Annotated in this window: 1 protein-coding gene; it reads right to left on the bottom strand. The window is 67.8% G+C overall.

The features are described from left to right. A partial coding sequence (locus A5747_RS16515) for an MDR/SDR family oxidoreductase (protein ID WP_142245622.1) occupies positions 1-1,165 on the bottom strand: 1,165 nt, incomplete at both ends.

The raw sequence follows: 1,165 nt of genomic DNA, 5'->3' as shown, positions 1-1,165 counted from the left end.
CCGACAACCCCGCCAAGCCCTGCGCACGCCGGTAGGCGGCCAGACCATCGAGGAAACTGTTGGCCGCCGCGTAATTGGCCTGCCCCGGGGTTCCTACGATGCCGGCCATCGAGGAAAACATCACAAACGCCGACAGGCCCAGTTCCGCGGTGAGGTCGTGTAGGTTCCAGGCCCCATCCACCTTGGCCCGCAACACCGCATCCACCCGATCCGGCGTCAACGAATCGATCAGCCCGTCATCGAGCAGGCCCGCGGCGTGAAACACCCCCTTGAGCGGATATTGCGCCGGCAGCCCCGCGATCAACGCCGCCACCGCATCGCGATCGGCCACATCGCAGGCCACCACCGACACCCGCGCCCCCGCGTCTTCCAGCCGACTCACCACCTCGGCCACACCCTCGGCATCCGAGCCCTGGCGACTGGCCAACACCACATGGGCCACCCCATAACGGGCCACCAGATGCTGCGCCAGCGCCGAACCCGCCATCCCGGTGCCCCCGGTGACCACCACACTGCCCCCGGCAAGCCCGCGCTCGCCGATGGTGAGCACCACTTTGCCGATGTGGCGGGCCTGGCTGATCAAGCGATACGCCGCCGGGGCGCACCGCACGTCAAAGGTCTTGACCGGCAAGGGTTTCAGCGTGCCCGCCGCGAAGAGTCCCATCAGCTCGGCCAGCATCGCCGCGGTGTGGTCCGGGCCGGCTTCGATCAAATCGAAGGCCCGATACTGCACTTGGTTGTCGGCGGCGACCTGCCGCGGGTCGCGCAGGTCGGTCTTGCCCATCTCGATGAAGCGCCCACCATCGGACAGCAACCGCAGCGACGCGTCGATGAACTCACCGGCCAGCGAGTTGAGCACCACATCCACCCCGGCGCCGCCTGTGGTCGCGAGGAACTTGCGCTCGAATTCCAGCGTTCGTGAATCCCCGATGTGGTCGTCGTCAAAACCCATCGCCCGCAGCGTTTCCCATTTGCCGCGGCTGGCGGTGACGAATACCTCCGCACCCCAGTGACGGGCCAGTTGCACCGCGGCCATGCCCACCCCGCCGGTGGCCGCATGCACCAGCACCCTCTGTCCGGCCTTCACACCGGCCAGCACCGACAACCCGTACAGCGCGGTCAAAAACACCACCGGCACGCTCGCTGCCTCCGCCAGCGACCAACC

This window comes from Mycobacterium sp. IS-836, assembly GCF_001954275.1.
Taxonomy (GTDB): domain Bacteria; phylum Actinomycetota; class Actinomycetes; order Mycobacteriales; family Mycobacteriaceae; genus Mycobacterium.
Note: the sequence above shows the minus strand (reverse complement) of the source record. Positions and strands in the feature narration are given on the sequence as shown.